Here is a 26,618-nt window from a genome sequence, read left to right on the forward strand (position 1 = left end):
ACATTCTTCTTGGGGTTGTCAGGCGCGATCGCATTGCACAGGAAAATCAAACAGAGACAGTGTATCAATTAAATTACAATAAAATACAATAGCAGCGTATAAATAATATAATAGATGAGTCTTACGCTTTGCTCTAATCATCATATAAAGACAACTATTTATTGTATTGGCTAACTATTTTATTAACTTTTATCCGATACCAATTTCCTCGATTCTTTTTGAAGCTCTTGCTCATCTACACTTCTTTTTGGTTTAAAATCCTGTAATAATCCCATCAAAGCGAGAATTACTGTAGGAGTTAGGAAAGTAGAGAAAGCCAAACCGCCTGTTAAAGCAATACCTAGACCCTGATAGAGTTCTGCGCCTTTCCCTGGAAGGATCGCTAAAGGTAACATACCCAGTACGCTAGTTCCTGCTGACATAAAAATAGGGCGCAAGCGATCGCCTACAGCATAATAGAGAGAAGCATCGTATTCCATGCCTTCTGCTTGGAGTTGTAAGGCGCGATCGACTAGGAGAATGGCGTTGTTAACTACGATTCCAGTTAAAATCACAAAACCCAACCCCGTAATCATATCCAAAGGTACGACCACACCAGGAATAGAATTAGCAATTACTAGACTTAGTAATGCGCCTGTCATGCCCATCGGTACGGTTGCCATAATTAATAAGGGATAGATAAACGAGCGATAGAGAGCGACCAAGAGTAAATAGGTGATTACTAGCGAGAGTAAGAAAGTAGAGCCTAACTGGAATAGAGTTTCGGCTAAAACGTCTGCCGATCCTGCTAATTCGACGCGGAAACCAGGGGGTAATTCTTGGCGCAGGGGTTCGAGGATTTCTCGATCGGTGCGATCGATTAATGCGCCTAACGGTGCTTCTCTGGCGACATTGGCGGTTAGAGTAATCGATCTTTCTAAATCGACGTGGTTGATCGCATCTGCACCCGTAATTTCTAGAACTTCTGCTACGTCGGCTAGTTGGACTCGTTGACCAGAACCGTTATAGATAGCCAGTTGGCGCAACTGTTCGGGGGTTTCGACAAAAGTATCCTGTAATTCAACAGAAACATCTAGTTCGCGTTTGCCATCAACGAATTCTGAGGCACGCAAACCACCCAAAGCCGCCTGTACCATATCGCCGATTTCTGCTTCCGATAAACTCGCTTCGGCTAGACGTTCGCGGTTGGGAATTACCTGTAATTCTGGCGCACCCGTCACGAAATCGGAACGGACATTTTGAATTCCTGCTAACTCTCGGATCTGTGGGATGATTTGTTGTTGCAGTCGGTCTAATTCTGCCAAGTCTTCGCCAATAATCTGCACCTCAAATTCTTTACCAGGGTCTTGAAAAATAGAGCGTCGCGTCGGTACCATAAAACGAAAACCAGGAAAATTTGCGCTGGCTTCCCGCAGACGATTGACTATAGCATCTAAATTGTTACCTGTTGCTAACTCTGGTTCGACAAAACCCGCGATCGCTCGCAACCCAGGACGAGATACGTAAAGAGTACGCATAATTCCTGGCTGTTCTCGAATAAAATCTCGCGGTGCTTGAGTAAGTTCGATCGCTTCGGGAATACTCGTACCTGGAAAGGGTTCGGCTAGCCATAAAATTAGATTGCGATTTCCTTCTGGTAGGTAGTCGGCAGGGGGTAGCAGTTGAAAACTTATGAAAATTAAAGTAATTGGAATAGCCAATACCAGCAAGCGACGTTTTAATCTACCTCTTCCTAAAGACCAACGCACGGTTTTTAAGAGAAAACTTTCTAATTTACTCTGTCCTAGGCGAAAAATTGCCGAAGTTTTGGCGACAGCACGTTCTAACCAATTATTACCCCGATAGTTACTTCCGGCTAACATTTGCTCTGCTTCTGTCCGTTTGAGAAACAGTCCCGCTAACATGGGAATCAGGGTGAGTGCCGCAAACAGAGAAAACACTACGGAAGCGGAAAGGGCAATGCCGATATCGAAGAATAGTTGTCCTGCTTCTCCTGTAACCAATACTATAGGTGCAAACACCGCTACGGTGGTTAGGGTAGAAGCCAGCATCGCCCCGCCTACTTCCTGTGTACCATCGATCGCTGCTTTCATGGGAGTTTTACCTTTTTGCATCTGGGTAAAGACGTTTTCTAAGACGACAATGGCGTTATCTACCACCATTCCCACTGCAAAGGCTAACCCTGCCAAACTAATTACGTTGAGGGTACGACCCAATAAATAGAAGACAATAAAAACGGTAATTAAAGTCGTGGGAATGGCGATCGCAATTACCCCCACTGTCCTCAACGAACCCAGGAACAACAGTAAGACTATGGCGGCTAAAATCGCCCCAATAATCAAGTTTCCTTGGACAAAAGCGATCGATTCATCGATGTAGTCATTTTCATCGTAGGGAATATCAAAAGTTACGCTTTCTCCCTCGCGATCGAATCTGGCTTCTAAATCTACTAACGCTTCTCTAATTCCTGCCGAAATTTCGGGAACGTTGCCTCCTACTTGGCGAATAATCCCCACAGCTACCGCAGGTTCGTTATTTCTAATTAAAGCTCGATCTTGTATCGCCCTACCCATTCTCGCTTCGGCGACATCACCCAGATAAACCGTTCCCGACTCATCCCGACGCAGCACAAAACCTTCTAGTTGTTCGACATCTTGAATACGACTGACAGTTCGCACGCGATACTCTCTACGTCCTAAGACTAAAGGACCGCCCCGTATATCGCGGTTATTATTACGGAGGGTAGCAGCTACATCGCCAATGGTAAGATTGCGATCGGCTAAAGCTTTGGGATCGACAATCACTTCTACTTCCCTTTCTCTCCCGCCAGAGACTAAAAACTGTCCCACACCCCGTACCTGACGGAAACGGGGCACGACTATATCATCAACTAAATCCCGATAGTGATAGTCGTCAGCCTCAAAACCTTCTTTGGGGATTAAGATTACCCACATCATCGGACTGCTGCTACCGCTTACTACTTCTACATCGGACTCATCGGCTTCTGTGGGTAGTGCTTCGACTTGCTGTAATTTATTGAGAACATCAACCAATGAGCGATCGATGTCGCTATCCCAGTTAAACTCAATATTAATGTTGCTGATACCCGCCCGACTGGTACTGGTAATTTCCTGGACTCCCTGGACTTCTTCGAGTCTTTCTTCGATAGGGCGAGTCACTAAATCTTCGACTTCGGCAGGAGAAGTACCTAGATAAGAGGTAGAAATACTAATTTCTGGGCGATCGCCTCCTGGCTGTAATTCTAAAGGTAATTGAAATAAGGCTAAAATCCCAAAAAGGGCTAACAAACAAAATAATACTCCCGTGCCATGTCGCCAACGAACGGCGGTTTTGATTAAACTCATTTTATTAGTTAGTTATTGGTCGTTTGTCATTTGTTATTAGTAACTAGGAGTCACGCTAATTTTTTTAAACGAGCTCTTTGATTAATCAATCCATGGTCGTTCGCCGCTTTTTTCTTCTCAACCAAGCATCTACAGAAATGCGATCGAAACTGACTCCTGCAAGGAGAATAAATAAGACGATATTGTAAATCAGTTGGCTGCCAGCTGTATCCCAGTTTTGAATTATAGTAACGCCGTACATTAGGACGATCATCAGGACAAAACAGGCAATTAAAGCACCCCGCGTAAATAGACCGATAGTTATCAATACACCTACAACTAGTTCTACTGGCGGTACTAAAGCAGCATTAATTCTGACTAAAAATTCAGGAATCCAGGAAGATTGCATAGTGTTTACCATCGAATCTATAAAGCCAGGAATATTAAAAATCCTGGTTGCACCATGATTGAAATAATTAATTCCTACTACAATTCGTAGCAACGTGTAGGCAGCGACAAGATCTCTGTTTCTCAATCTGAGATGAACTCGTTTCTCAGTTTTAGGTTCGTTTTCCAACATGATGAAAATTATTTAAGGTATTCGATTGGCAATTTACTATTGACGATTGACGATTAACAAATAACGAGTTAGTTAACCACGTTCACCGCCGCGCTATCTGTCAGTCCATCTCCACCTCTAACCACAATTGTTTGTCCCGGTTGCAGTTCGGGATTAGCAATAACCACTTCTCGACCCATATCGGCGATCGTTTCTACTTCAAACTGTCGAGCTTGGTTATTACTGACAGCAAACACTAGCCATTTATTTCCCCGTCTAGTTAGAGCATCTCGGGGCACGATGAAGGTATTGGTAGCATCAATGGGCATGGCTAAATTAGCCTGAATTGCCATACCTGGTAACAGTTCCTGGGGCGGATTATCTAAACTGACTCGTACTAGCCGTCGGCGAGAGGCAGGATCGGCAGTGGGTACTACGCCTGTAATTGCCGTTTCTCGTTGCCAATTAGGTAGGGCGCGAGCAGTTAAGTTTACTGTCATACCTGGGGCGACTTGTCCGCTTAAGGTTTCGGGAATTTCTAAAAAAATATCTAAAGAGCGATCGCTCACCAAAGTTATCACAGGATCGTTAACTTCAACATAATCACCAGGATCGACCTCTCGCGACTGAACTATCCCAGAAAATATCGCTTTAATTTCCGTACGCTGCATGGCTAACTCTGCTTGTTCTACTGCAGCTTGGGCGGCAGAGACCAAACCTCGTTGGGCATCGATTTCTTCTTGAGTTGGTCCTGCTTGAGCTTCAGCTAACAGGGCCGCAATACGAAATTGCTCACTGGTTGCGGCATCGGCTGCGGTTTTGGCTTCAACTAAAGCTCTCTGTGATAATGCTCCTTCTTCAGTTAAGTCCGAAACTCTCTCCAAATTATCTCGTGCTTCTAACTCTCTGGCTCTAGCTGCATTTAACTCGGCTTGCCGTTGGGCAATAATCTCTGGGCGAGTACCCACTTGTAACCTGGCTAAATTACTCTTTTCCCGTGCCAATCTTGCCTTAGCTTCTGCTAAAGCCAATCTAGAGTCGGCGTCATCGAGGATTGCAACGGTCATTCCCGGAGTAACGAGATCGCCTTCTTTTACTAAAACTCTCTGTACCGTAGCATCAATTTGCGGATTGATAGTCGCTCTTTCTCCTGCTTCTACTTGTCCTAGTAATCTAACTTGTCTGCTTGCCGTCCCAGGGGTGAGGGATATAGTTTCAACTGGTTTGGGAGGCGGTGCTTGCGAGTTGGTTTGTGCCGTAGGTTCTGAGAAAGAGGTGAATATTTGCCACAAAGTCACAGGTCCTCCCAAGATTAGGATAACTAGCAACCATGCAGATAATTTACGTTTGCTCTTGGTAGTTTTTTCTGAGCTTTCTGCCTTCTGCTCTGCCACCTCAAGTTCTGAGTCTGATAAGTGGCTTGGGGGAGTGTCGGTGGATTTCATGACTTCGATTGAGATTCAGTTCTATAAGAGTGCAAATCTAAGTTAGGTTAACTTTTTATAACTTTAGTTTCTAAATATGACACAAAAATGTCAGTCGGTCGCTCAAAACCTAAATCTCGAGTTGCTAGTGGTATTCATTGCAGCCACGAACTGGTATAATTTCTATGATTTCAGTGCCTAGAACTGACTGGTAGTTGACCAACGGTCAGAGCAGCGGGCAGAACTCCTAAAGGGTTCAGCAGTTGCTCATGGAGGTAACCCCCAAGACCGCACTTTTTCACCGTGCCGCCTTCAGAGTTCGGAACGCTTTTGAGGTTTCCTCAAAGAACGCAAGCCGACCTAGCAAGAGAATGCTGCCCAAGATAGGCTCGGCCGTCGAGAGCACGGAGTAATCTCTGATTTTGAATCTCTCGAAAAGTTTGAAGTTTGGAACCAGAAAAAATTGGGTTCCCTATTGCCTAATTTGACTTTTTTCTGTCTATTCTTATAGAGCTGCTGATTGAGTATCGTGGCGATCGAATGTTTTTATTATTTGCCATAAGCTGGTGAGGAAGTGTTTTTGGTCGATTCCTCAGTCTGTTCGATGGCTTTAATATATCTAATTTCGCCGTTAGACAGAGATAGAGTCTGAGAGCTAGCGGTAAAAGCTTTATCTCTGGCTTTTTTGTTGGCTTTAGTTTTTAATTCTAGTAATGATAATGGTATTGCTACAGGCCAAAACATTGAAGCTAATATTGCTACTTTTAAATGAATTGGATTTTTAAAAGATGATTTTTTATCCCTAGCTACTAGCAATAATAGAAAACTAAAATAACTACAGCAAACAAATAAATATAAAAATAACATTTAATTTATACTTATACTTGTTTTTTAAACTTGCTTCATTCTATCTAACTAATTTTTGTTCGTAAACGGTAAAAACTAGCAAGACAGTAAATTTTTGTAAGAAATAAATTGTTTAATAGTTTTCAAGTTGGCTTAAAGCTTATAGCTACTTTAAAATTTTTCAAGAAACAAGTTCTTTTCTTTGAAGATGTTGTCTGCGAAGGTTGCTTTTGAGGGATTGGATGAGCAATCGCCCCATTATTCTGTTTTTTTGTCTTACCTATCTTTTTAACTAAAATGAAATTACTATTTATCTAACAGCTTAGATCGAATAAATAGCAATTGATTTGAAAAATTGTCGAGTGAAACAATTATAAACTTGTAATTATTATTTAAGAGCCTAACTTGAAAGCTTCTACAAATAAACTATAGGTAAGACCGATTTTAAATAAATTGAGCACGTCAATCAAAAGCGATCGCCTAACAGGTTCGGAAGTGCTGGCGCGGTCGCGACGACGATAAACCGCACGGCTAGTTACTTCGGTAAAAACCAAGAGTACTCCTGCGGCTGGTACGTCCCATACCGCATCTTGTCCTGCTGTGGTAGCAATTGCCGAACCCATAAAAAATCCCATCAAGAGACTAATTAAGTTCAGCGCAATTCTGCGCCAGGGATTGCTAAACAAAGTTCCCAATTGAGTGCTAGCTGTGTCGATTAGAGTAGAGAGTCGAGTACGTTGCACGATATTTAGCAGATTGAATTAGTTAGCTAAATTTTATTCAGTTATACGACTGAGTAACCACAAGGATGAGGCTAATCCCGCAAAATGAGCCGCAATAATGTTGGTATTAGCTTGGATGATAAACAAGTCGAGGGAATTGACGAACTGGGTGTTGGTTTGATTATTAAAAATTCTTGCCGGATCGAAGGCTAAGATCTTCGACAAGACGATTCCGGCGATCGCTTCTGCACCAATAATAGTTAAGAGCATTCCTGTCAAATTGACCATCAAACCAATTTTAATCGTTTTAATGGTAGTCGATTTTTTGGGGGGAGTAGTATTTCGCTGCAAACGTTGAGACATTTTGCCATATCGAAAAGAAAAGTAAATCGATACGATTAGGCAAATCAAACCACAAACGGCAGCAAAGAGACTTAAACCAGTTCCAGGATTACTTCTTTCGGTTTGGTTAATAATAGCTAGAAGTAACATCACAGTGGAAACTACTCCCAAAACCAACTGTACCCAAAAACCAGTTAGACCAGCCCATTTTAGAGATTTATATACACGACGTATCTTAGGAGATTTAGTAGCTCGAGAAGAACGCTCTTCAAAAGGAGTAATTTCTGTGTTTCTATTCATAATTAAGTTTTGCTGTAAATTAAAACACTTAATACTGTTTAGCCTAACCTTTCTCGAACAAAATAGTTGATAAAACTTATTCAAACTTGAAGTTTAATAATAAAATATATAAAGGAGAGAGTAGGCGAGGCGGTTGCAGATCTACTCATTGAGAGAAATCTGAGGAAAGTCTGGACTCCCAAAAGACCGAACTTGCTGGGTAACTCCCAGTGCGAGCGATCGCGAGGATAGTGCCACAGAAAAATACCGCCTGTTCGATCGACGATAAATATCAATTGCCGATCGCCAACAGGTAAGGGTGCAAAGGTGCGGTAAGAGCGCACCAGCAGTATCGAGAGGTACTGGCTCGGTAAACCCCGGTTGGGAGCAAGGTCGAAGGGACTATGGTTGGTCTTTTTCCAGTCCCGTTTGAGGTGAACCGCCAGAGGTGTCTGGTAACAGGCATCCTAGATAGATAACCGCCCTCACCTTGACTGGTGAGAACAGAATCCAGCTTACGTCCTACTCTCTCTAGTTTTGATGAGCGAGCGACCGATATCTTGCTCGACTTTCGATAGCTTCTTCTCGTTTCAATGTTTGCCGATCCACGACGCCAAAAACAACTCCAAATCCTGCTTCAAAAATTGGGAGTACCAGCTACTGAATCGGTTGACTGGTCGTTGTTGGATTTGGCACTTACTCATCCGAGCATTTCTACTACTCACAATTACGAACAGCTAGAGTTTGTCGGAGATGCGGTAATTCGTCTAGTTGCAGCCGAACTATTATTGGAAACTTACCCCCAGGAAAAGGTCGGTGAATTTGCTGCAATTCGTTCGATTTTAGTCAGCGATCGCTTGTTAGCGGAACTAGCAGAAACTTATGGTATCGAACCATATTTGCTCATTGGTGCCAATGTTACGGGTAATCCAGTAACCAGACAGTCTTGGTTAGCAGATACTTTTGAAGCTATTTTAGGGGCATTATATTTGAGCACCAACAATATGGAGTTGATTCGTCCCTGGTTGGATGAAGCGTTACTAGATAAAGCAGTAGAGGTTAGAAAAGACCCCGCACGGCAAAACTATAAAGATGCCTTGCAGGAATGGACTCAGAGTAAGTATAAAGTCTTACCCGAGTATCGCGTTAGGGAAAACAAATCTTTTCGCTCTCATAGCGATCGCTTTACGGCTGAAGTATGGTTGCAAAATCGTTGTTTGGGAACCGGTAAGGGTCGTTCCAAGAAAGCTTCAGAACAGGCAGCGGCAAAAGCAGCTTTTTTGGCATTTGGCAACAACTAAGTTTTTATTGTGGTGGCAGTTTTCTGGGCGAAATTGCCGAGGAAATCAGCCTTGCTGCTCGAGGAGCCGAGCTAGAAACTGTCTGGTTTTTAAACATTTCTTTTAACACGAGTGCCGGATCGACATAATCCCCGTTGTACTTCAGAACCCAATGGAGATGGGGTCCTGTAGTGCGTCCCGTCATACCAATGCGTCCAATTCTGGCTCCGACGGGAATTTCTTGTCCTTGTAAGATTTTTACGCCTCCATGGTGATCGATCATGTAAGCACCTGCGTTGTCCCTTTCTACATGACCTTCTAAATGACAGTAGGAATGTTTCCAAGTGCCAGATTCTATAGTTAAAGAAGTTCCGCAAGTAGGATCGTTTGATACCTTAGTTACTTTTCCCGTCCACCAACTGCGAACGTAGCTTCCTCGAGGAGCCGCCAGATCTAAACCGTTGTGAAACTGAGGCTTACCATCAATAGGAGAAATACGATAGCCGAAAGGAGAGGTGTATGATTGAAAATTTTCTACTGGAAAAGAACCGTGTTGCCAAATCGCACTGGCAATATGTTGAAAAACAGGTCGATAATTAGGTACAGTGGACGCTTGAATTTGTCTGAAGCTAAGATTCTCTAAGCCTATAAATAACAAAAAGGTTGTAACTGCAATCAGCAGCAGACGGTACCATTTCACTCTGAATTTATAGCTCATCTGTATTTTAGAGAAACAAATATAAATTTAACTTTGACAAATTTACTTAGGGCAAGAGCTACCAACTAAGCTTCTCAAGCTGCAAGAAATAAATAGATGAGTGAGTACTAATTAAATCATCAGATAGCGTTCGACTTGTTAATCGCTCCAAGCGATCGCCATTTAGTAATTTAGTCACTCCAATATACTATTAAATTTACTGACGAGCAAGAGTCTGATAAGTATTATTACCAACATTAGTATTACAGATAAAAGTTAAGATTGCGGTCAGAGTTTTGTTAAAATTTTCCAAAACAGATGAAATTATTTAAATTTATTGGGTTGCTCGACTTTTTGGGTAATTGGAGTACAACAACTCTCAAGCTTCGATCTGGTTGAAAACCTTTATAACTCCCTTAAAGACTATGGAACTAAAAGTCTTGCCATTTACCTTTGAATTAGACACTGTAGCGATCGCCGGAAGTTGTTTGTGGTCGCTGGCACTGTATGTTAGCTTTCCTAAAGTCAAGAATTGGATTACTAAGCAATTGAGCAGGTGGTTTAATTTTGCCGAGCGCTCGCTTTATACGATGAAAGAATATCAAGAGACTCAGCAGGCTCGAGACTCTCAAAATGCTTTTTACGCTTCGGTATTCAGTATCGTGCCCTTTTTAATTGCAGGAGCAGTTACCGACTGGCTAATCGACCTTAGCTTTGGCAGTACTAGTTGGGCAATTAGTTTGGGCATTATTAGCTGTGTGATCGCAGGAGTATTGGCTCTGGGTAATCGAGATCGCGACTAATAAACTTTTTTACTACTATTTCCTTAGTGCGACAATCGCCGATTAGATTTTAGATTATTATTAACCCCAAAAGCTCTCAGAAAATTGGTCAAAGACAACCAAAAAATACTCCATAGCCAGGAATCTCTACTGTGCTATCGTATTGGCGATTATGAAAATCTACCTCATCAGCTTCGACACAATGGGGATAATTAGACAAATCGTAACGAAGAGGAGCGGGACTGAGATTAAATAAACAAAGTAATTGTTGCTCTTCAGATTTACGAATAAATCCCAGTAAAGGTTCTTCAGTGTCGAGTAAAATTAAATCTCCCCAGAGTAGGGCTGGTTGCTGTTTGCGCCATTCGATCAGACGACGGTATTTATTCAGTAGAGAATTGTGGTGAGTTTCCTGAAGTTCTACAGCATGATGGAGGTGTTCTTCAGAGACGGGCAGCCAAGGCTCGTGAGCCTCAGTAAATCCAGCATTGGGGGCTTCTTTTTGCCAGGGCATGGGAGTACGAGAGCCATCTCTGCCAAGAATAGAAGGATATCCTGCCAAACCAAAAGGATCTTGCATCTTTTCTAAAGGAACATGGGCTTGTGTCAGCCCTAGTTCGTCGCCTTGATAGATACAGCAACTGCCCCTAAGAGATAGTATCAGTGCGGCAAACATATGGTCGAAAGCTTCATGGCTAAATTCGTCATCGATCTGAAACTTACGCCAGCGTGACTTAAGACGAGGAAAATCATGGGTGCCACCAGTCCAGCAAATTACCCCATCGGCAAATAGTTCCTCTACCCGTGCGATTAACTCTTGCATTTTTTCATAGCTTAAAGGTTCGTCACTCATTAGAGAGGAGTTATAAGCCATGTGTAATCTATTGTTGCCCCGTACGTATTCACTAGCGGTTAAAATGCCATCTTCAGCCGAGCTAATTTCTGCCAAGGTAGTAGTGTCGGCGTAGCTATCCATCAATTGGCGAATCTCTTCCAGTAACGGAAAAATTTCAGGTTGGCAAAAATTGTAAAGATTTAATTGCGAGAAAAAGGGATCTTTCGGTGATGCACCGTCGGGAAGGGGAATGCCTTTGGGACGAGGAGGATTGTCTTTGAGAGTGCGATCGTGTAAAAAGAAATTAACTACATCCAAGCGAAAGCCATCAACTCCCAAATCTAACCAAAATTTAGCCACTTCTAAAATTGCTTCTTTAACCTCTGGATTGTACCAGTTGAGGTCTGGCTGTTCGGCGAGAAAGTTGTGCAGATAGTACTGCTGTCGCTGTTTGTCCCAAGTCCAAGCACTGCCACCAAAGGTAGCCAGCCAGTTACTCGGCGGGGTACCGTCGGGTTTGGGATCTGCCCACACATACCAGTCTGCTTTAGGGTTGTCTCTACTGCTACGACTTTCGACAAACCAAGGATGTAGATTAGAGGTATGATTCCAAACTTGATCGATGAGAATTTTGAGTCCGCGCTGCTTTGCTTCTTTGGTTAATAATTTAAAATCTTCTATAGTGCCAAAAATTGGATCGACAGCGCAGTAGTCTTCGATATCGTAACCAAAATCTTTCATCGGAGACTTGTAAAAAGGTGAAATCCAAACTGCATCGACTCCTAGGGCTGCAATATAATCTAGTTTTTGGATAATTCCCTGTAAATCGCCAATGCCATCCCCGTTACTGTCAAAAAAGCTACGAGGATAGACTTGATAAATCACTGCACTGCGCCACCATTGACGAGTTTGAGACTGTGGATCTAAAGCTGAGTTCATACGTTTGATTTTATAGCTACAAATTGGCAAAAAAGACTCCATATTCGGGAAGCTCTAAAACATCTTGCCAAATTTTGCTCTCAAAACCCAAACTGGTTTCTGGTGTATACTCATCGTAAAATGACAAATCGTATTTTACTGGCTCGTCGCTGAGATTGAACAGACATAGCAAACGCTGTTCGGCATATTCTCGGATAAATCCCAGTACGGGTTCTGGAGTATTGATTAACTCGAAGTTACCGGCGATTAAGGCTGGTTGTTGTTTGCGCCAGTGGAGTAATTTGCGCCAAGTATTGAGTAAAGAATCAGGATCGGCGTTTTGTCGATCTACTGCTTGTGCGAGATGTTTTTTGGGAATTGGCAACCAAGGCTCCTCACTATCGGTAAAGCCAGCATGGGGTCGGTCGGCTTCCCAAGGCATGGGGGTACGAGAGCCATCGCGACCTGGTACGGTAGGATAGAGTGCTTGACCGAAGGGGTCTTGGATTTTTTCTTCGGGAATATCTTTGGGAATTTTCGCCTCGCTCAAACCCAGTTCGTCTCCTTGATAGAGACAGAGAGCCCCTGGTAGGGATAATAATAAAGCGGCGATCGCATAATAAAATTTATCGGGATAGGGTTGTCCCTCAGCGTCTACTCCCGTCCAGCGCGATCGCAGACGACCATAATCGTGATTGCCTACCATCCAGCACTGTCCGCCTTCGGGGAAATGTTGCTGTACTCGTTTGACGGTTTCGCGCATGAGTTTAGCACTCATGGGTTCTTCTGCCATTAAGGCACTGTTATAAGCTAAATGCAGGCGGTCTTTTCCTTTGACATAGTTACCCGATAGGGTAATGGAATCTTCACAGAGAGTCACCTCTCCCATAGTAACTGCATCTCCATAGCGATCGCATAACTCCCGAATTGGTTTGAGAGCTTCGAGATTTTCGGGACGACAGAAGTTGTATTGAAACATATGTTCGACCATCGGATTATCGCGATCGACTCCATCGGGAAACACTCCGTTTTCAGGTCTAACGGGATTATCCCGTAGGTGCTTGTCATGAACGTAGAAATTTACTGCATCGAGGCGAAAACCATCGATACCGCGGTCGAGCCAAAATTCGGCGCGGGTGAGAATGGCATCGACTACTTCGGGATTGTGCCAGTTGAGTTCTGGTTGACTGGGAAGAAAATTATAGAAATAATACTGCTGACGCACTTCATCCCACTCCCAGGCACTTTTACCCATGAATGCCGAGATCCAGTTATTGGGTGGCGAACCGTCTGGTTTAGCATCTGCCCAAACGTACCAGTCTGCTTTGGGATTATCGCGGTTTTTGTGACTTTCAACAAACCAAGGATGCTTGTCTGAGGTATGATTCCAAACTCCATCGATCAAAACTTTAATGCCAAAGTCGTGGGCAATCTCTAACAGGCGATCGAAATCTCCGATATCTCCAAACACCGGATCGATATCTCGCATATCGGTAATATCATAGCCCATATCTTCCATCGGAGATTCAAAGATCGGACATAGCCAAATGGCGTCTACTCCCAAAGAAGCAATATAGTCCATTCTGGCGATAATGCCATTGAGGTCGCCAATCCCATTACCCGTAGTATCTTGAAAACTTCTAGGATAGATTTGATAGATTACTGCGTGTTGCCACCAATGACCATTATGCTGTTGATTATTGGCATCTTCCCACGTCCAAGCTCTACGATTTATTACAGGATTTTTCCACCATTTAACATTAGGTTTTTTCATTGTGCCGAGCATAAATTAAAATGATTGATATTGCGAAAAAAATAAACTTGCTAACTCGATTTAGATCGAAAATCGATTTCAACATATTTACTATTTTGACAACCGTAACGATCCCCACTCATCTTTCTCGAGTTATAAATGGCTTTTATAAAGGTTTATCGACCCATATAAAGAACGAATAACACTAAAAGATATAACTGAAAAATACGGACTTGTTATTTTTAATCGGTAAATATACTTACTTTTGTAACGTTTGAATATAAGAGAGTGTTTGTTAAACAAAAATTAAATGCTTGTGTAGGTTGGGTTAGGTGAGTATTTTTCTAGTTGCTATTCGCTGTAACCCAACAAAATTAAACGTTATATTCGTCTTAAGTTTTACTTTATAAACAATCTCTAAAATAGCTCTAATACTCTCGCAAAAAACCATAAGAAAACTATAGCAAGATAGTTTTTAACGATTGTACCTTAAACTAAATGTTTCTTATTACTTTGTAGATTTCAAGGCTCTCAGCACTTTTGCTAAATGAGATAAATTAGAGTAAACGTCACATTCGACATATAAAAAAAAGCTAGAAAACATCTGGATTTGTAAGGATTCAGGTGCAAGCATGAGGAATAAGAGAAGGATAAGAACAATGTCCAACTGTAGCTTGTAAAGTCTGTTGAAAAAAAGTAATCACCGAACGTCCTTGCAAACGACAAGATTGAATTGCACTCAGCAGGTTGGCTGTATGTTGAAACCGTTCGATGGAACGAGAGCCACCACAAACTTTCCGCTTGGTTACAGCAGTTCTCAAACATCGTTCAGCTAGATTATTGTCGGGGGGTATCTGAGGATGTGTCAGAAAATACCACCATTGCTCCGCCTTATCACGCAGCGAACGTAGCAGTTTTCCAGCTTCATGACCAGCATTCTTGAGCCAAGTCTTAATTGCGCTAGTCACTCGCCTTCGGAAATCCTCTGCCCAATCTCGATAGTGGCTTTCCTGATGGGTCTGTCGCCAAACCCGATGTTGCTTAAATGCCTCATCAATTAGAGACAGAAAGGTGGTAGCAATTTCTTGGTTATCTACCCCTTTAGTCTTTAACAGTTTTTGAAAATGACGACGTAGATGAGCCAAACACTTTTGTTGTCCTGCTACTGAATAGCCGTTGTAGACACTAAAATCGTCGCTAATCAAAACTCCATCATAGAATACTCCTAATACAGCTTCCAATTCTCTGCGTTTTCTAGTATCGCCGGCATGAAACAGGCAGAACTCTGACCCAGCTAAAACCCAGAGCCATTCTTTGACTCCTTTAACTGAGCAGGGGGTTTCGTCACAATGTAGAGGAGGATGCTCTGAATTAATCGACTTTTTCAACCCTTCAACACTGTTGATACTCGCTTGTTGTACTCGTTCGTTCATTGGTGGCAACTAAAGTTCCCCTACTAATTTCTATTGCTCCCAGTTCCCACAACAGTTCTTGCTGTTTAGCATAGGACATATGAGCATAGTTTCCCAGCCAGGAAAGTAACCCCTGTAGTCTGACTCCCAAGTCTTGACCTGGAATCATTGTGGGAGACCGTCGAGCTGCCTCTATTGCTCCACACTTGCCGCATTGACAGTGATGACGTTGGTACTCTACGACTTGTATCGGTTTTGCCACCAACTGGGCTACCTGTTGAGTATCTACTCGTACCCCCTTAGTCTTCCATTGTTGATTTCCACAGTTGGAGCAGATGGTCGGTTTCAATACTTCGTAGCGGTCTACACGCCCAAATCCTTTTCTCGTCTTCCCTTGATGTCCTGGTTGTCCTCCTGGTTTTCTTTTTGTCTCTTTTTTGGCTTCTTCCAACCCTACTTCTGGTTTTCTCTCGCTTTTTTTCAGCAAGTCAGTTGAAGGGGGTTTCGATGAGGTTTGGCTGTCGAGGTTGAGGCTCTGTTCCAGTTGTTCTATTCTTTTTTCTAGCTTCTCAATCAGCTTTTGTTGGGTAGTCACGATTTCTGCCAGTTTCTCATTGGACAACTGGCGCAGTTCTTCGGCTTTGAAGGGGTGATTAGCTTCGCTCATTATTGGCTACTTTAATCTCTTTTTCCTTTTTGTCAACCCTGATACCTGAATCCTTACCTGGATTTAAAATAATATAAAACAAATAATTTAGACTATTTGTTTTTTTCTGGAACAGTCTTTGTTTTTTTCTGGAACAGTCTTTGCTAGTTTGGATAATAATTTTTCAAGTGCTTATTAATGCTTAAAAACCGTTCTTTTCAATCAATTACACATAGTATCAAAAATTATCCTTTTCTATAACTACTACCTTTCCGCTGTCTCGCCCCCCGTTCTTTATATAATATAAAATTGATGGAGCAAAATTCATGCTGCCCTGAATACGGCAAGAAAAGCATCATTTATTAATTAATCATGTCCAGGTAGTTACTAATGACTTTGTTTGAGAATAGAGAATAGCAAAAAACAACAGTCGGTCGTCCTATACTTTACCTTTGCAGGCTATTGCCTGCAATATAGTGGCTATTCTTCGTAGAGTTCAAATTGGGATTTTGTCGCACCACATTGAGGACAAGACCAATCATCTGGAATCTTTTCAAAAGGTGTGCCTGGGTCAATTCCGGAATCGGGATCTCCTTCAGCAGGATCGTAAATATAATTACAAACCATACAAATGTATTTTTGCATTTTAATTTTGTCTTACTACAAGTGGGTAGGTGTAATTAATTGTAGAACCTCAATTAGGATAATTTCTCTTATTTATTTACTCGTTGGCAAGTGATAAATATGCCCACCCACTTAGTTTTCGACTTTTAAAGATAAATTCTCTTAAAGGCGAATGAAAATTCGCCTCTACAATAGTTAATTTAGGCATTTACGGGTTCTTCATATCCTTGAATGTATTCGGGTTCGAACTGACGCAGCACTCTAGTTGCCTGACGAACTAAACTTTCCGTACCTTTGGCAGCAATAATGTATTTGCCTTCGTTAAGACGATTGCGATAGGTAAGTGCATCGCCACTGCCTGTAGTCAAGCCGACTCCACCACCGACGACAAAAGCTCCAAACGCGCCAGAAGCTGCGCCTAAGATTCCACCAGCTATATGGTCAATTAAAGAGTTATCACCAGGAAAAATATGAATTCCCGTCAGTACATTAAAGGCATAGCCTGCAGCAAAACCAAAGGGAATCAGCCAATAGGCTAACTTTTTCGCTCCTTTGTTGGCTTGACGATTGGGGTTAATTAAGCCGAAATCATCGGCACTTTGGTAACCTTCACCGATAATAGTTATGTTTTCGGTGGGTATATTATTTTTCTTCAAAGCATAAGCGGCTGCTTCTGCTTCTTGTTTAGTTTCTAAAACTGCAATTAAATAGTTCATGATTCGTTTTGCGATCGACAATAAAATTGAGAGTTTACTAGGCGATCGCCCGTAGCTAGGTCGTATTTTAACGATCGCCAAAAAGATATGACATTCTAGTTAACTAGAAGGAATTTGGCTTACTTGTTGTGGTTGCGATTTTTTAAAGACTCTTTTTTGAGGTAGAGAATCGCCAAATTCTTGTTGTCGTCGCAGCCAGTTAGCAATATCTGTCGCCGAGATAATACCGGCTAAATTACCATTATCGGTAACCAACAGCCGACGCGATCGCACTTCTTGCATTTGAGATAGAGCAGTGGTCATGTCTGCTTGTGGCGCGATGGCAATGTTTTCCTCAAGGGGAATCATCATTTCTTTAACCGTATGCTGTCCCCAGTTTTGTCTCGATACACCTTTTACTTGATTGAGAGTAATCATCCCGATGGGGCGATCGTCTTCAATTACCGGAAAAGACTGATAGTAGCGATTGAAGAAGTAGTTGTCCATCAACTCTTGTAAATTCAAATTGGCTGGCACTGTTTCGGGTTCTAGAGTCATCACTTCACTAACGCGAGAGCCTTCTAGGGTAGTTCTTAATACTAGTTCGCGATAGCTAGATTCTGCTGCATTATTTAAAAACCAACCGATTAAAATCAGCCACAGTCCACCAATAAAATTGGGTACGGGACTGAACAACTGCCAGAAACCAAAAGCAATTAAACCGAAGCCTAAAATTCTGCCACCAATGGAAGCAACCCGAGTAGCAGTCTGCAAATTATTGGTGAATTTCCAAACAGCCGAGCGAAATAGTCGTCCGCCATCGAGAGGAAATCCAGGTAGTAGGTTAAAGATAGCTAAAATCAGGTTAATCCAGGAAAGATAAGCGGCAACACCAGTAATAACAATGCTCCAACCGTTAGTTTGCCCAAAATAGGAAATGAGGGCAAATAAACCAGATAGTGCCAAACTGGTTAGAGGTCCTATTACTGCAATTTGAAACTCATCTCCAGGAGTTTCAGCATCCATACGCGTACGTGACACGCCGCCAAAGGCAAATAAAGTAATTCCTTCTACAGGAATGTCTTTAGTTCTTGCCACCAAAGAATGGGACAGTTCGTGTAGTAATAAAGACGTAAAAAACAAGAGAGTTCCTACCGTACCCATAATTATGTAGGTATTTTCAGGAAGTCCCGGGTAGTTAAACGGAAATAAATCTACCGTCAAAGTCCACAAAATTAAAAAGAAAATTAGTAGCCACGATAGATCGACACGAATTTCAAAACCGAAAATCTTGCCCAATCTAAATCCTTGCATATTTCCTCCGTATAAATAGCTTAATTAATATTCAAAATTTATCTCTACTAGTAGCCCGTAAACTTCTGCTTTTAGACTACTTTGTAATACAAAATATAATTAATTTGGTTTTTTCTCTAATTTAAAGTTAACTAAGTTAAGCCGAATTACTGGTCTACCATGGGGTGGAGATTAAAACTTAGCTCTTGCTAGTAATTTCGACTGATAACCCATAAATAACTATTTTCCTATCTTTTGAAGGATGAATAATTTTAAAAATTATCCTGCAATAGAGATTAAGTACAAAATTTAAATCTAAAGTTAGTTAGATTTTTTTCGATACTCGCTCGAGGAGGTCACAAAAAATATGAATTTTAATTTTATTTATCCACTCGTATTTGTAGCGATCGCGTTACTTTTATATTTCAGTAGTGTAAGACGTAGAATAACTTCCCTAGCGATCTTAGCAGGAGTAGTACTTTTTACTTACTTTAATAGTCTACCTGCTTTGGCAACCACCAACATTGCAGCTTTAGGGGCTAGCGACCGCGCTCTAACGGAAGAACAACAGGCATTTGAGGAAAAGCTTAAATTGACTCCCGACGGAGGTCACTATAGCGGTATCGAGCATATCGAGCAAACTAGACCCGACCAAATGCCCGTCGATGATAGCACTATCCAAGAGACTATCGAGGGTTATTCTGGCGATAATGTGATTATCAGTGTCGCTAACGGTTCTGTTCGACTATCAGGAAGAGTTCAAGACAAAAATACAGCCGAGGAGCTAGTCGAAAAAACTAAAGCCATTCCTGGTGTTCGCGAGGTTACTTTCAATCTCGGTTTAGAGAAAAAAGCATCATAGATAACTAGTAGATAACTAGGCAATAGTGCTGGCATATTAAACAATGTTATGCAAAGCAGCGGAGAGCTTATTTCTTTGAAAAATGGCAGGGAGAGATAGCTGCCCGCTGCACTTGCCATTAGTTATCAGTAATTGTTTAAATCTTTGAGGCGTAAGCAAATTGCTGAAAAGATTTTGGTAAAAAAGCAAGAAAAATAAAAAGCACCAAATTTCGCGATAAACATTCATAAACGGTCTATTTTGGGGCAAAAGTTGATGATTATTTCCGTAGACGACCGCATTCCCTCGACCAATCTGTCAAAGTTTAGTTCTGGAGAACCCCAAGAAGTATCCACAGACAAACTTTTCGCCGATAAAAAAGTAGTATTGGTAGCAGTTACGGGAGCGTTTACTCCTGCTTGTTCCGACAAACATCTACCAGGCTTTGTTCAACAAGCAGACGAAATTAAGCACCACGACATAGATGCGATCGCTTGTGTTTCGGTTAACGATCCTTTTGTTATGGATGCTTAGGGCAAAACTATAGTAGAAACTGTTATAAACAAACTAATTGAAGGACAACTGCGACGAACCAATGTTGTTTCGAGATCGAACAGATGCTGGTCGCCAGCTAGCTAAAAAGTTAATGGTCTATGCCGACCATAATGACATTTTAGTGCTTGGTTTGCCTCGTGGTGGCGTTGCTGTAGCGTTTGAAGTCGCCCAAGCTCTCAATGCGCCATTAGACGTTTTACTAGTGCGCAAGTTAGGTGTGCCTGGAAATGAAGAATTAGCTATGGGAGCCATCGCCAGTGGTGGCATTCAGATTATCAATGATGAATTAGTTGCTCGTCTGAACTTGAACCAACAAGCGATCGCTCGAGTAGTCGCCTCAGAAGAAAAAGAGTTATTACGCCGCGAACGGGTTTATCGTGCAAACCGACCCCCATTAGCTGTCAACGAGCGCACGGTAATTTTAGTGGATGATGGTTTAGCAACTGGTGCGACCATGAATGCTGCTGTCACAGCCATCAAACAGCAAAATCCCAAACAAGTTATTGCCGCTGTAGCTGTAGCTGCCCCCGAAACCTGCGATAAGACTTTAATTAAAGCAGATCGCATCATCTGTGTAAAAACCCCCAAACCTTTCTTTGCCGTCGGTTTGTGGTACAGAAACTTTCCACCAACGACGGATGAAGAAATCGTAGAGCTACTCGAGCGAGCGGCAAGCAAAGACGATAACTAAAAGCCAATTCCTTTTTCTCTAATTCTCTAAGCTATGAAGACTCAAACCCAACTGCCAATACCCCCACATTTTGATTCCTCAACGGTAGGAGAAGTCTGGCAAGTTCCCTATCAAACCCTAACCACAGAAGCCAAAAACTGGGCGCAACAGCATCACCTCCAACCTGCCAGCGAAGATAAAATTAAAATTGGTCTGTTGGCGAACGACGTACAAAATACCTTTTGTATTCCCGGTTACGAACTTTTTGTTGGAGGTAAATCGGGCACTGCGGCAGTAGAAGACAACGTGCGGTTGTGCGAATTTATCTATCGTAATTTGGGTGTAATAACTGAAATTATGGTGACGATGGATACTCATAGCGCCATGCAAATTTTTCATCCCATATTTTGGATAGACGATACTGGGCAACCACCATCGCCAATGACAGAAATTTCAGTTGAAGATGTGGAACGGGGAATCTGGCAGGTCAATCCCGCAGTAGCTCCCTACATCAGCCAGGGAGATTATTCTTGGCTGCAAGATTACGCCAAGCATTATGTCAGAAAGCTTAACTTAGACAGTAAGTATCCCCTAATTGTTTGGCCCTATCACGCAATTTTAGGGGGAACTAGTCATGCTGTAGTTTCCGCACTCCAATCTGCCTGTTTTTTTCATAACTTTGCCCGTAATAGCCCGACTCATTTCGAACTCAAGGGCGATAATCCCCTAACGGAAAACTACTCAGTACTTCAGCCTGAAGTATTAAAAGACCATAATGGCAAAGCGATCGCTCAAAAGAATGCTTCATTTCTCGATAAGTTATTGAGCTTCGATCTGCTGATTATTGCCGGACAGGCACAGAGCCATTGTGTGGCTTGGACGGTAGATAACTTACTAGAAGAAATTAAGGCACGAAACCCCAAACTAGCAGAAAAAGTCTATTTGCTAGAAGACTGCACCTCACCCATAGTCGTTCCCGACGGAGTTGACTTTAGCGATCGCGCCGATATCGCCTTCGAACGCTTTGCTAGTGCCGGAATGCACCGAGTTAAGTCCACCGAGGCGGTCGCCAGTTGGTTGTAGATGCAAATTAATATTCGCCCATAACGCCCACAAAAGTAGGGGCAAATCGCCATTTGCCCCTACTGTTCGGCTTCTGCTACGCGCCGCTTGACTTGAATCACACTATCGGGATTGAGAGACATCGAATCGATCCCTGCTTCTACTAGAAAAGCAGCAAAATCCGGATAATCGCTGGGTGCTTGTCCGCAAATCCCTACTTTACGGTCTTTTTTGTTAGCAGTATCGATTAGACGGCAAATCATGCGTTTAATCGCTAGGTTGCGTTCGTCAAATAGATGGGAAAGTTCGGCTGAATCTCGGTCTACTCCCAAAACTAGCTGAGTTAGATCGTTACTACCGATGGAGAAGCCATCGAAACGGTCGGAAAACGCCTCAGCCAGCTCGATATTAGAGGGAATTTCGCACATTACATAAACTTGCAAGCCATTTTCCCCACGTTTTAAGCCATTTTCTGCCAATACTTGCGATACTTTATCGGCTTCTTCAAGGGTGCGGCAAAAAGGAATCATGATAATTACATTGTCAAAACCGAGTTTTTCCCTTACTTGCTTAATAGCACGACATTCTAAGGCAAATCCCTCACGATAGCGATCGCTGTAGTAACGAGAAGCACCCCGAAACCCCAGCATGGGATTGTCTTCTTTGGGCTCGAACTGCTGTCCGCCAATTAAGTTAGCGTATTCGTTGGTTTTAAAATCGCTCATGCGGACGATTACGGGATGGGGATATTGAGAAGCGGCAATTTTACCGATACCCTGAGCTAAATTTTCCACAAAATAGTCTCGTTTGTCTTCATAACCTTGAGTTATGTCGCGAATTTGTCGCCAAGCGTTGCTATCTTCCAACTCGTCGTAATGCACTAAAGCCATCGGATGAATCTTGATGATGTTGTTAATGATAAATTCCATCCGTGCCAAGCCAATACCCTCTGCTGGCAGTCGCCACCAGCGAAACGCGGCTGCGGGACTGGCTATATTCATCATGATTTGGGTTTTAGTTTCGGGAACCTCTTCCAGGTCAATTTCTTCGGTAGCATACTCCAACTTACCTTCATAGACGATGCCGCGATCGCCTTCAGCACAAGATATAGTCACTTCGGTGCCATTTTCAAGGCCGCGAGTAGCATCTCCCGTGCCGACAATTGCCGGAATACCTAGTTCTCGACTGACAATTGCCGCATGACAGGTACGTCCGCCATAATCGGTAACAATACCCGCCACGCGTTTCATAATTGGCACCCAGTCGGGGTCGGTCATTTCCGTAACCAGAATGCTATTATCTTCAACGAGATCGATATCTTGAGAACTTTTAACCCGACAAACTTTACCAGCGGCGATCGCCTCGCCAATGCTCAATCCGGCAAGTAATTCCTTGCCTTTTTCTTTCAATTTATAAGTTTTCAACGAACTGGCAGACTTTTGAGACTGTACGGTTTCGGGTCGTGCCTGGACGATAAATAGTTCTTCTGTATCACCGTCTTTTGCCCATTCCATATCCATCGGCTTGCCGTAGTGGGATTCGATCCCCACCGCCCAACGAGCCAGCTGGAGAATTTCTCGATCGCTCAGCACGAAAGCTTGGCGTTCTTTACCCGAAGTTTCGACATTTTCAGTCGTTTCGCTGCCTTCGGTGGCATAAATCATCTTTTTCTCTTTGCTACCTTTAGTTTTTTCAATAATCGGCTGCAGATTGTCTTTGAGTAAAGGCTTAAATACCGTATACTGGTCGGGATTGACCGTACCTTGTACCACATTTTCTCCTAAACCCCAAGCAGCAGTAATAATCACCGCATCCGGGTATCCAGTTTCCGTGTCGATGGAAAACATGACTCCCGCACTGGCGCGATCGCTCCGCACCATTTTTTGAATACCCACCGAAAGAGCGATTTGCAGGTGGTCGAATCCTTTTTCTTCGCGGTAACTAATGGCGCGGTTGGTAAACAAAGATGCGTAACACTTACGACAGGCATTTAAAACTTCTTCTGCTCCCGTGACGTTGAGAAAAGTTTCTTGTTGCCCTGCAAAGCTGGCTTCTGGTAAATCTTCTGCCGTGGCGCTACTCCTAGCGGCAATATCGACTTCTTCGGTATCGTAACGCTGACTTAGTTCTCGGTAAGCTTGACGAATGGCGCGATAGACTTCTTGGGGAAAATCAGCTTGATAAAACAGGCGACGTATGGCTTTGCCCGTTTCTTCTAAGGACTGTTGTTTATTTTCTAAAGCTTCAATTTGAGACTTAATTTGTTCGGTTAAATTATTATGTTGTAAAAATTCTCTGTATGCTTCAGCCGTAGTAGCAAACCCGTCGGGAACGCTCACCTTTTCATCTTTGAGACTACGAATCATCTCTCCTAAAGAGGCGTTCTTACCTCCTACAAGCTCCACATCCTGATTGGTTAGATCGGCAAACCAACGAGTGTAAGAATTATTTTTGTCTTCATTCATAAATTTAAAAGAGATAAAGTTTAGTCCGTTGCTAAATTCTTGCCTTCTCTAAAGCTATAACTTCAGTGGCAGAAGCGAGGGAAAAATTCAATTGAGTCTTATTAGTTCCAGATCTAGACGAGCCTATCGGAAATTATATTATTAGGCTAACCTTCGCAATCTATTTCCAGGAACATATTGGCAAACCGACACGAGCTTTGCATCTCTTTATAGTTATAGATTGTAAATTTGAGACAAAAAATTAAACAGAAGGAAGAGGTAAGAAGGAAGAGGGAAGAGGTAAGAAGTTACCCTTCTTCCCTCTTCCTTCGAGTGCAGCGAGTTGTTAAAAAAGCAGAAGTTCACTTTACTCTTCGCGAGCAAGTCAAACTCCTGCTGTGTTATATTTTCCTTCTATTGTGCTAACTGCTGAAGGGATCGACTGAGGATGCATTAGGAACAGCTCGAACCTCTCCTCGTTCTTTTATCTACCTAGATAACCGCGATCGTGAATAACCTCGAACCAATTAAAGAGGTATAACCTGAAAATCGACCATTGCCGAAACTTCTGGATGTAATTTAACCTCTGCTTGATATTCTCCAGTCTTACTGATGTCGGGAACTTCAATACCTCTGCGGTCTACTTCAATTCCAGTTTGCTCTTTAATCACATCGGCAATTTCTTGAGCGGTAACACTACCAAAAATTGCGTCTGCTTCTCCCACTTGTTTGCGTATAGTCAAAAGACCAATCGTTTTGAAAGCGACTTTTTTATTTTCAGCGGCTTGTTTTTCAGCTAGCTTCTCTTGTCTTTCTTTTTCTCTTCTTTGTTCGACCTGTTTGATAATTCCCGGTGTTGCCAAAACTGCTAAACTTTGAGGAATTAAATAATTGCGAGCATAACCAGGGGCAACTTCTACTAGATCGCCATTGTTACCTAGTTTTTTAACATCTTGGTTTAAAACTACAGAGACACGTTTGGACATTTTCTCTTTCCTAACTTTACTTAATGATTTCTAATATTTGATTCGATCGCCAAGATTTCAATAATCCAGAACTTACAATTATATCAGTTGTGTACGATTGGCGAGCAAACTAATGGCGAATTTGAAAGGGGAATGTCTTTGCGGCAAAGTTAAATACGAATACCGAGGCGTAACTGGTAATTTAATTCACTGTCATTGTTCTAAATGTCGCAAATGGCACGGAGCCGCATTTAGAAGCCGAATGGTTATTAAAAAGGAAGACTATAGATGGCTTGAGGGAGAAGAATGTGTAACGCAGTATCAATCGACACCAAACGTAATCAAAACTTTTTGTCGCAATTGCGGTTCTAGCTTGGTAACGATATATCCTCTCAGACCAAACTTATTAGGTTTGCCTATAGCTGGATGTGAAGGCAAGTTAGATAATAATTATCGCGAGTTTCATATTTTTACCGACTCAAAAGCCGACTGGTGGCAAATATCCGACGACTTGCCCCAATACGAACAATTACCCGAAGATAAAACAGTCGTTCATTGTCTTAATGAATAAAATAATAATATTTTTTATTTCTTATTGACACTCTTCAAACAAGATTCTACGGAAGTTGGTGTAGTTTGAATCGAGATATCTTTGTCGCTGGTAATTGTCAGTAGTTGAGAAATTGTTTTTGCAGCTTTTTTGTTGGCAGCGTTTAAAATTCCGTCGTGACAAGCACTACTTAATATATATTCTAAAGTCTGCTGTTGAGCCAAGATTTGAAGTTGGGGTGCGACATCAGGACCGAGATTGAGGAAACCGCGATTGTAATTATATACGCGAGAACGATTGATGTCTATTTTACTGTCGAGTATTTGAGGTGATGGCAAACTGATATCGATTTGGTTATCGGTAACGCTAATATTATTTACCGTAATTGCGCTTAAATCTATTCCTGCTTTTACTTCACCATGAGCCAGATATAGCAGTTTGGTAGTAGCTAAAGAAAATTCACCAATTTTGCGATCGGCAGAGGCAGGAACGATGGTTTCCATTCTATAAACTGTAGTCGTCAATTCACTTACGCTTTCGAGTTGTTCTACGATCGCAGTCGAAAGTTGGGTTCGCGGCACTATAGGCTGAGGTTGCAACAATCCTTCTACGGTTTCAAAAAAGCGATCGCTCGTTCGCCAAATACCGAATATTATTAGAAAAACAATTCCAAAAACACTACCTACGCTGATTAGCAGCAAAATCTGCCAAATCGGTATTGATGGTTTAGTTTGATTCATGATAGAAGCTTTAAAAATAAACGCAAAGATAAATAAAATTTATTATTTTTAAAATATATTGAAGTTTAGCAGTACTTGGCTATAGTTTTATCTGCCTATTCTATAAATTGGCTCGATCTAATTTTAACTGAACCCAAATAGAGCAACTGTAAAAAAAACTGAGTATTTTAATTAGAAAAAATCAGTTATGTACACTTTGATCATAGGAAGCATATTTATTTTCTATGCCGTAGTTTAGATAGTATGATTCACTTTTCATCTTTAGCACTAGCTAACCTTAAATTTTAAGTAAGGATTCAGGTGCAAGCATGAGGAATAAGAGAAGGATAAGAACAATGTC

Annotated in this window: 22 protein-coding genes, 1 other RNA gene and 1 pseudogene; 8 read left to right on the plus strand and 16 right to left on the minus strand. The window is 42.1% G+C overall.

Going from position 1 to position 26,618, the window contains the following annotated elements; all coding sequences use genetic code 11:
• Window positions 1-182: 182 nt before the first annotated feature.
• The 6 genes from ACLFKQ_RS15200 to ACLFKQ_RS15225 all read right to left on the minus strand — a co-directional run bounded on the left by ACLFKQ_RS15200 (window position 183) and on the right by ACLFKQ_RS15225 (window position 7,537).
• Window positions 183-3,365, minus strand: a complete 3,183-nt coding sequence (locus ACLFKQ_RS15200; protein WP_449000644.1) for an efflux RND transporter permease subunit — start codon at window positions 3,363-3,365, stop codon at window positions 183-185.
• Between the two features lie 85 nt (window positions 3,366-3,450).
• Entirely contained in the window at window positions 3,451-3,924 is a 474-nt protein-coding gene (locus ACLFKQ_RS15205) for a DoxX family protein (RefSeq protein WP_449000645.1), read from the minus strand.
• 68 nt (window positions 3,925-3,992) lie between these two features.
• Entirely contained in the window at window positions 3,993-5,348 is a 1,356-nt protein-coding gene (locus ACLFKQ_RS15210) for an efflux RND transporter periplasmic adaptor subunit (RefSeq protein ID WP_449000646.1), read from the minus strand.
• 528 nt (window positions 5,349-5,876) lie between these two features.
• Complete coding sequence (locus ACLFKQ_RS15215) at window positions 5,877-6,071, minus strand: hypothetical protein (protein ID WP_449000647.1); 195 nt, start codon at window positions 6,069-6,071, stop codon at window positions 5,877-5,879.
• Window positions 6,072-6,565: 494 nt separating this feature from the next.
• Window positions 6,566-6,916, minus strand: coding sequence for a DUF565 domain-containing protein (locus tag ACLFKQ_RS15220; RefSeq protein WP_449000648.1), 351 nt, complete (start codon window positions 6,914-6,916; stop codon window positions 6,566-6,568).
• A gap of 33 nt (window positions 6,917-6,949) precedes the next feature.
• Complete coding sequence (locus ACLFKQ_RS15225) at window positions 6,950-7,537, minus strand: DUF3611 family protein (RefSeq protein ID WP_449000649.1); 588 nt, start codon at window positions 7,535-7,537, stop codon at window positions 6,950-6,952.
• Window positions 7,538-7,654: 117 nt separating this feature from the next.
• Between ACLFKQ_RS15225 and rnpB the strand changes: the two genes are divergently transcribed.
• Window positions 7,655-8,049, plus strand: an RNA gene (gene rnpB / locus ACLFKQ_RS15230) — RNase P RNA component class A.
• A 60-nt stretch (window positions 8,050-8,109) separates the two neighbouring features.
• Window positions 8,110-8,817, plus strand: coding sequence for a ribonuclease III (gene rnc, locus ACLFKQ_RS15235; RefSeq protein WP_449000650.1), 708 nt, complete (start codon window positions 8,110-8,112; stop codon window positions 8,815-8,817).
• Between the two features lie 4 nt (window positions 8,818-8,821).
• Here rnc and ACLFKQ_RS15240 read toward each other — a convergent pair whose 3' ends face one another.
• On the minus strand, window positions 8,822-9,496 hold the full coding sequence (locus ACLFKQ_RS15240) for a M23 family metallopeptidase (RefSeq protein WP_449000651.1): 675 nt from the start codon (window positions 9,494-9,496) through the stop codon (window positions 8,822-8,824).
• Between the two features lie 422 nt (window positions 9,497-9,918).
• On the opposite strand from ACLFKQ_RS15240, the gene ACLFKQ_RS15245 reads away from it, so the two are divergent.
• On the plus strand, window positions 9,919-10,296 hold the full coding sequence (locus ACLFKQ_RS15245) for a hypothetical protein (protein ID WP_449000652.1): 378 nt from the start codon (window positions 9,919-9,921) through the stop codon (window positions 10,294-10,296).
• Between the two features lie 88 nt (window positions 10,297-10,384).
• On the opposite strand, the gene ACLFKQ_RS15250 is transcribed toward ACLFKQ_RS15245, so the two are convergent.
• The 6 genes and pseudogenes from ACLFKQ_RS15250 to ACLFKQ_RS15275 form a co-directional block, all read right to left on the minus strand.
• Window positions 10,385-12,049, minus strand: a complete 1,665-nt coding sequence (locus tag ACLFKQ_RS15250) for an alpha-glucosidase family protein (protein ID WP_449000653.1) — start codon at window positions 12,047-12,049, stop codon at window positions 10,385-10,387.
• A gap of 16 nt (window positions 12,050-12,065) precedes the next feature.
• Window positions 12,066-13,802, minus strand: a complete 1,737-nt coding sequence (locus tag ACLFKQ_RS15255; RefSeq protein WP_449000654.1) for an alpha-glucosidase family protein — start codon at window positions 13,800-13,802, stop codon at window positions 12,066-12,068.
• 599 nt (window positions 13,803-14,401) lie between these two features.
• Window positions 14,402-15,860, minus strand: a pseudogene (tnpC, locus tag ACLFKQ_RS15260) (IS66 family transposase).
• A gap of 459 nt (window positions 15,861-16,319) precedes the next feature.
• Entirely contained in the window at window positions 16,320-16,484 is a 165-nt protein-coding gene (gene rd / locus ACLFKQ_RS15265) for a rubredoxin (RefSeq protein WP_449000655.1), read from the minus strand.
• A 179-nt stretch (window positions 16,485-16,663) separates the two neighbouring features.
• Window positions 16,664-17,179: a hypothetical protein gene (locus ACLFKQ_RS15270; protein ID WP_449000656.1), complete on the minus strand. Its 516-nt coding sequence runs from the start codon at window positions 17,177-17,179 to the stop codon at window positions 16,664-16,666.
• A 99-nt stretch (window positions 17,180-17,278) separates the two neighbouring features.
• A complete protein-coding gene (locus ACLFKQ_RS15275; RefSeq protein ID WP_449000657.1) occupies window positions 17,279-18,472 on the minus strand; it encodes a site-2 protease family protein in 1,194 nt (397 codons plus the stop codon).
• Window positions 18,473-18,818: 346 nt separating this feature from the next.
• Between ACLFKQ_RS15275 and ACLFKQ_RS15280 the strand changes: the two genes are divergently transcribed.
• From ACLFKQ_RS15280 to ACLFKQ_RS15295, 4 genes are all read left to right on the plus strand, one after another.
• Window positions 18,819-19,313 (plus strand): BON domain-containing protein, encoded by a 495-nt coding sequence (locus ACLFKQ_RS15280; protein ID WP_449000658.1) that lies wholly within the window; start codon window positions 18,819-18,821, stop codon window positions 19,311-19,313.
• A 255-nt stretch (window positions 19,314-19,568) separates the two neighbouring features.
• A complete protein-coding gene (locus tag ACLFKQ_RS15285; protein ID WP_449000659.1) occupies window positions 19,569-19,826 on the plus strand; it encodes a redoxin family protein in 258 nt (85 codons plus the stop codon).
• A gap of 61 nt (window positions 19,827-19,887) precedes the next feature.
• The gene (locus tag ACLFKQ_RS15290; RefSeq protein WP_449000660.1) at window positions 19,888-20,538 is read left to right on the plus strand and encodes a phosphoribosyltransferase; all 651 of its coding nucleotides are present in this window, start codon (window positions 19,888-19,890) and stop codon (window positions 20,536-20,538) included.
• Window positions 20,539-20,571: 33 nt separating this feature from the next.
• The gene (locus ACLFKQ_RS15295; RefSeq protein WP_449000661.1) at window positions 20,572-21,600 is read left to right on the plus strand and encodes an isochorismatase; all 1,029 of its coding nucleotides are present in this window, start codon (window positions 20,572-20,574) and stop codon (window positions 21,598-21,600) included.
• A gap of 59 nt (window positions 21,601-21,659) precedes the next feature.
• Here ACLFKQ_RS15295 and ppsA read toward each other — a convergent pair whose 3' ends face one another.
• Window positions 21,660-24,044 (minus strand): phosphoenolpyruvate synthase, encoded by a 2,385-nt coding sequence (gene ppsA, locus ACLFKQ_RS15300; protein ID WP_449000662.1) that lies wholly within the window; start codon window positions 24,042-24,044, stop codon window positions 21,660-21,662.
• 506 nt (window positions 24,045-24,550) lie between these two features.
• Window positions 24,551-25,009, minus strand: a complete 459-nt coding sequence (gene rplI / locus ACLFKQ_RS15305; protein ID WP_449000663.1) for a 50S ribosomal protein L9 — start codon at window positions 25,007-25,009, stop codon at window positions 24,551-24,553.
• 112 nt (window positions 25,010-25,121) lie between these two features.
• Between rplI and ACLFKQ_RS15310 the strand changes: the two genes are divergently transcribed.
• A complete protein-coding gene (locus tag ACLFKQ_RS15310; RefSeq protein ID WP_449000664.1) occupies window positions 25,122-25,559 on the plus strand; it encodes a GFA family protein in 438 nt (145 codons plus the stop codon).
• 14 nt (window positions 25,560-25,573) lie between these two features.
• Here the strand turns inward: ACLFKQ_RS15310 and ACLFKQ_RS15315 are convergent, their stop codons facing one another.
• The gene (locus tag ACLFKQ_RS15315; RefSeq protein WP_449000665.1) at window positions 25,574-26,278 is read right to left on the minus strand and encodes a DUF4230 domain-containing protein; all 705 of its coding nucleotides are present in this window, start codon (window positions 26,276-26,278) and stop codon (window positions 25,574-25,576) included.
• Between the last annotated feature and the right edge of the window lie 340 nt (window positions 26,279-26,618).

The sequence above is a fragment of the Myxosarcina sp. GI1(2024) genome (genome assembly GCF_053543375.1).

Bases quoted from the DNA above. Each gene is read 5' to 3' on its own strand.
- ACLFKQ_RS15200 (WP_449000644.1), bottom strand. From the start codon at position 3,365: ATGAGTTTAATCAAAACCGCCGTTCGTTGGCGACATGGCACGGGAGTA.
- ACLFKQ_RS15205 (WP_449000645.1), bottom strand. From the start codon at position 3,924: ATGTTGGAAAACGAACCTAAAACTGAGAAACGAGTTCATCTCAGATTG.
- ACLFKQ_RS15210 (WP_449000646.1), bottom strand. From the start codon at position 5,348: ATGAAATCCACCGACACTCCCCCAAGCCACTTATCAGACTCAGAACTT.
- ACLFKQ_RS15215 (WP_449000647.1), bottom strand. From the start codon at position 6,071: ATGTTTTGGCCTGTAGCAATACCATTATCATTACTAGAATTAAAAACT.
- ACLFKQ_RS15225 (WP_449000649.1), bottom strand. From the start codon at position 7,537: ATGAATAGAAACACAGAAATTACTCCTTTTGAAGAGCGTTCTTCTCGA.
- rnc (WP_449000650.1), top strand. From the start codon at position 8,110: ATGTTTGCCGATCCACGACGCCAAAAACAACTCCAAATCCTGCTTCAA.
- ACLFKQ_RS15245 (WP_449000652.1), top strand. From the start codon at position 9,919: ATGGAACTAAAAGTCTTGCCATTTACCTTTGAATTAGACACTGTAGCG.
- ACLFKQ_RS15250 (WP_449000653.1), bottom strand. From the start codon at position 12,049: ATGAACTCAGCTTTAGATCCACAGTCTCAAACTCGTCAATGGTGGCGC.
- ACLFKQ_RS15255 (WP_449000654.1), bottom strand. From the start codon at position 13,802: ATGAAAAAACCTAATGTTAAATGGTGGAAAAATCCTGTAATAAATCGT.
- rd (WP_449000655.1), bottom strand. From the start codon at position 16,484: ATGCAAAAATACATTTGTATGGTTTGTAATTATATTTACGATCCTGCT.
- ACLFKQ_RS15270 (WP_449000656.1), bottom strand. From the start codon at position 17,179: ATGAACTATTTAATTGCAGTTTTAGAAACTAAACAAGAAGCAGAAGCA.
- ACLFKQ_RS15275 (WP_449000657.1), bottom strand. From the start codon at position 18,472: ATGCAAGGATTTAGATTGGGCAAGATTTTCGGTTTTGAAATTCGTGTC.
- ACLFKQ_RS15280 (WP_449000658.1), top strand. From the start codon at position 18,819: ATGAATTTTAATTTTATTTATCCACTCGTATTTGTAGCGATCGCGTTA.
- ACLFKQ_RS15285 (WP_449000659.1), top strand. From the start codon at position 19,569: ATGATTATTTCCGTAGACGACCGCATTCCCTCGACCAATCTGTCAAAG.
- ACLFKQ_RS15290 (WP_449000660.1), top strand. From the start codon at position 19,888: ATGTTGTTTCGAGATCGAACAGATGCTGGTCGCCAGCTAGCTAAAAAG.
- ACLFKQ_RS15295 (WP_449000661.1), top strand. From the start codon at position 20,572: ATGAAGACTCAAACCCAACTGCCAATACCCCCACATTTTGATTCCTCA.
- ppsA (WP_449000662.1), bottom strand. From the start codon at position 24,044: ATGAATGAAGACAAAAATAATTCTTACACTCGTTGGTTTGCCGATCTA.
- rplI (WP_449000663.1), bottom strand. From the start codon at position 25,009: ATGTCCAAACGTGTCTCTGTAGTTTTAAACCAAGATGTTAAAAAACTA.
- ACLFKQ_RS15310 (WP_449000664.1), top strand. From the start codon at position 25,122: ATGGCGAATTTGAAAGGGGAATGTCTTTGCGGCAAAGTTAAATACGAA.
- ACLFKQ_RS15315 (WP_449000665.1), bottom strand. From the start codon at position 26,278: ATGAATCAAACTAAACCATCAATACCGATTTGGCAGATTTTGCTGCTA.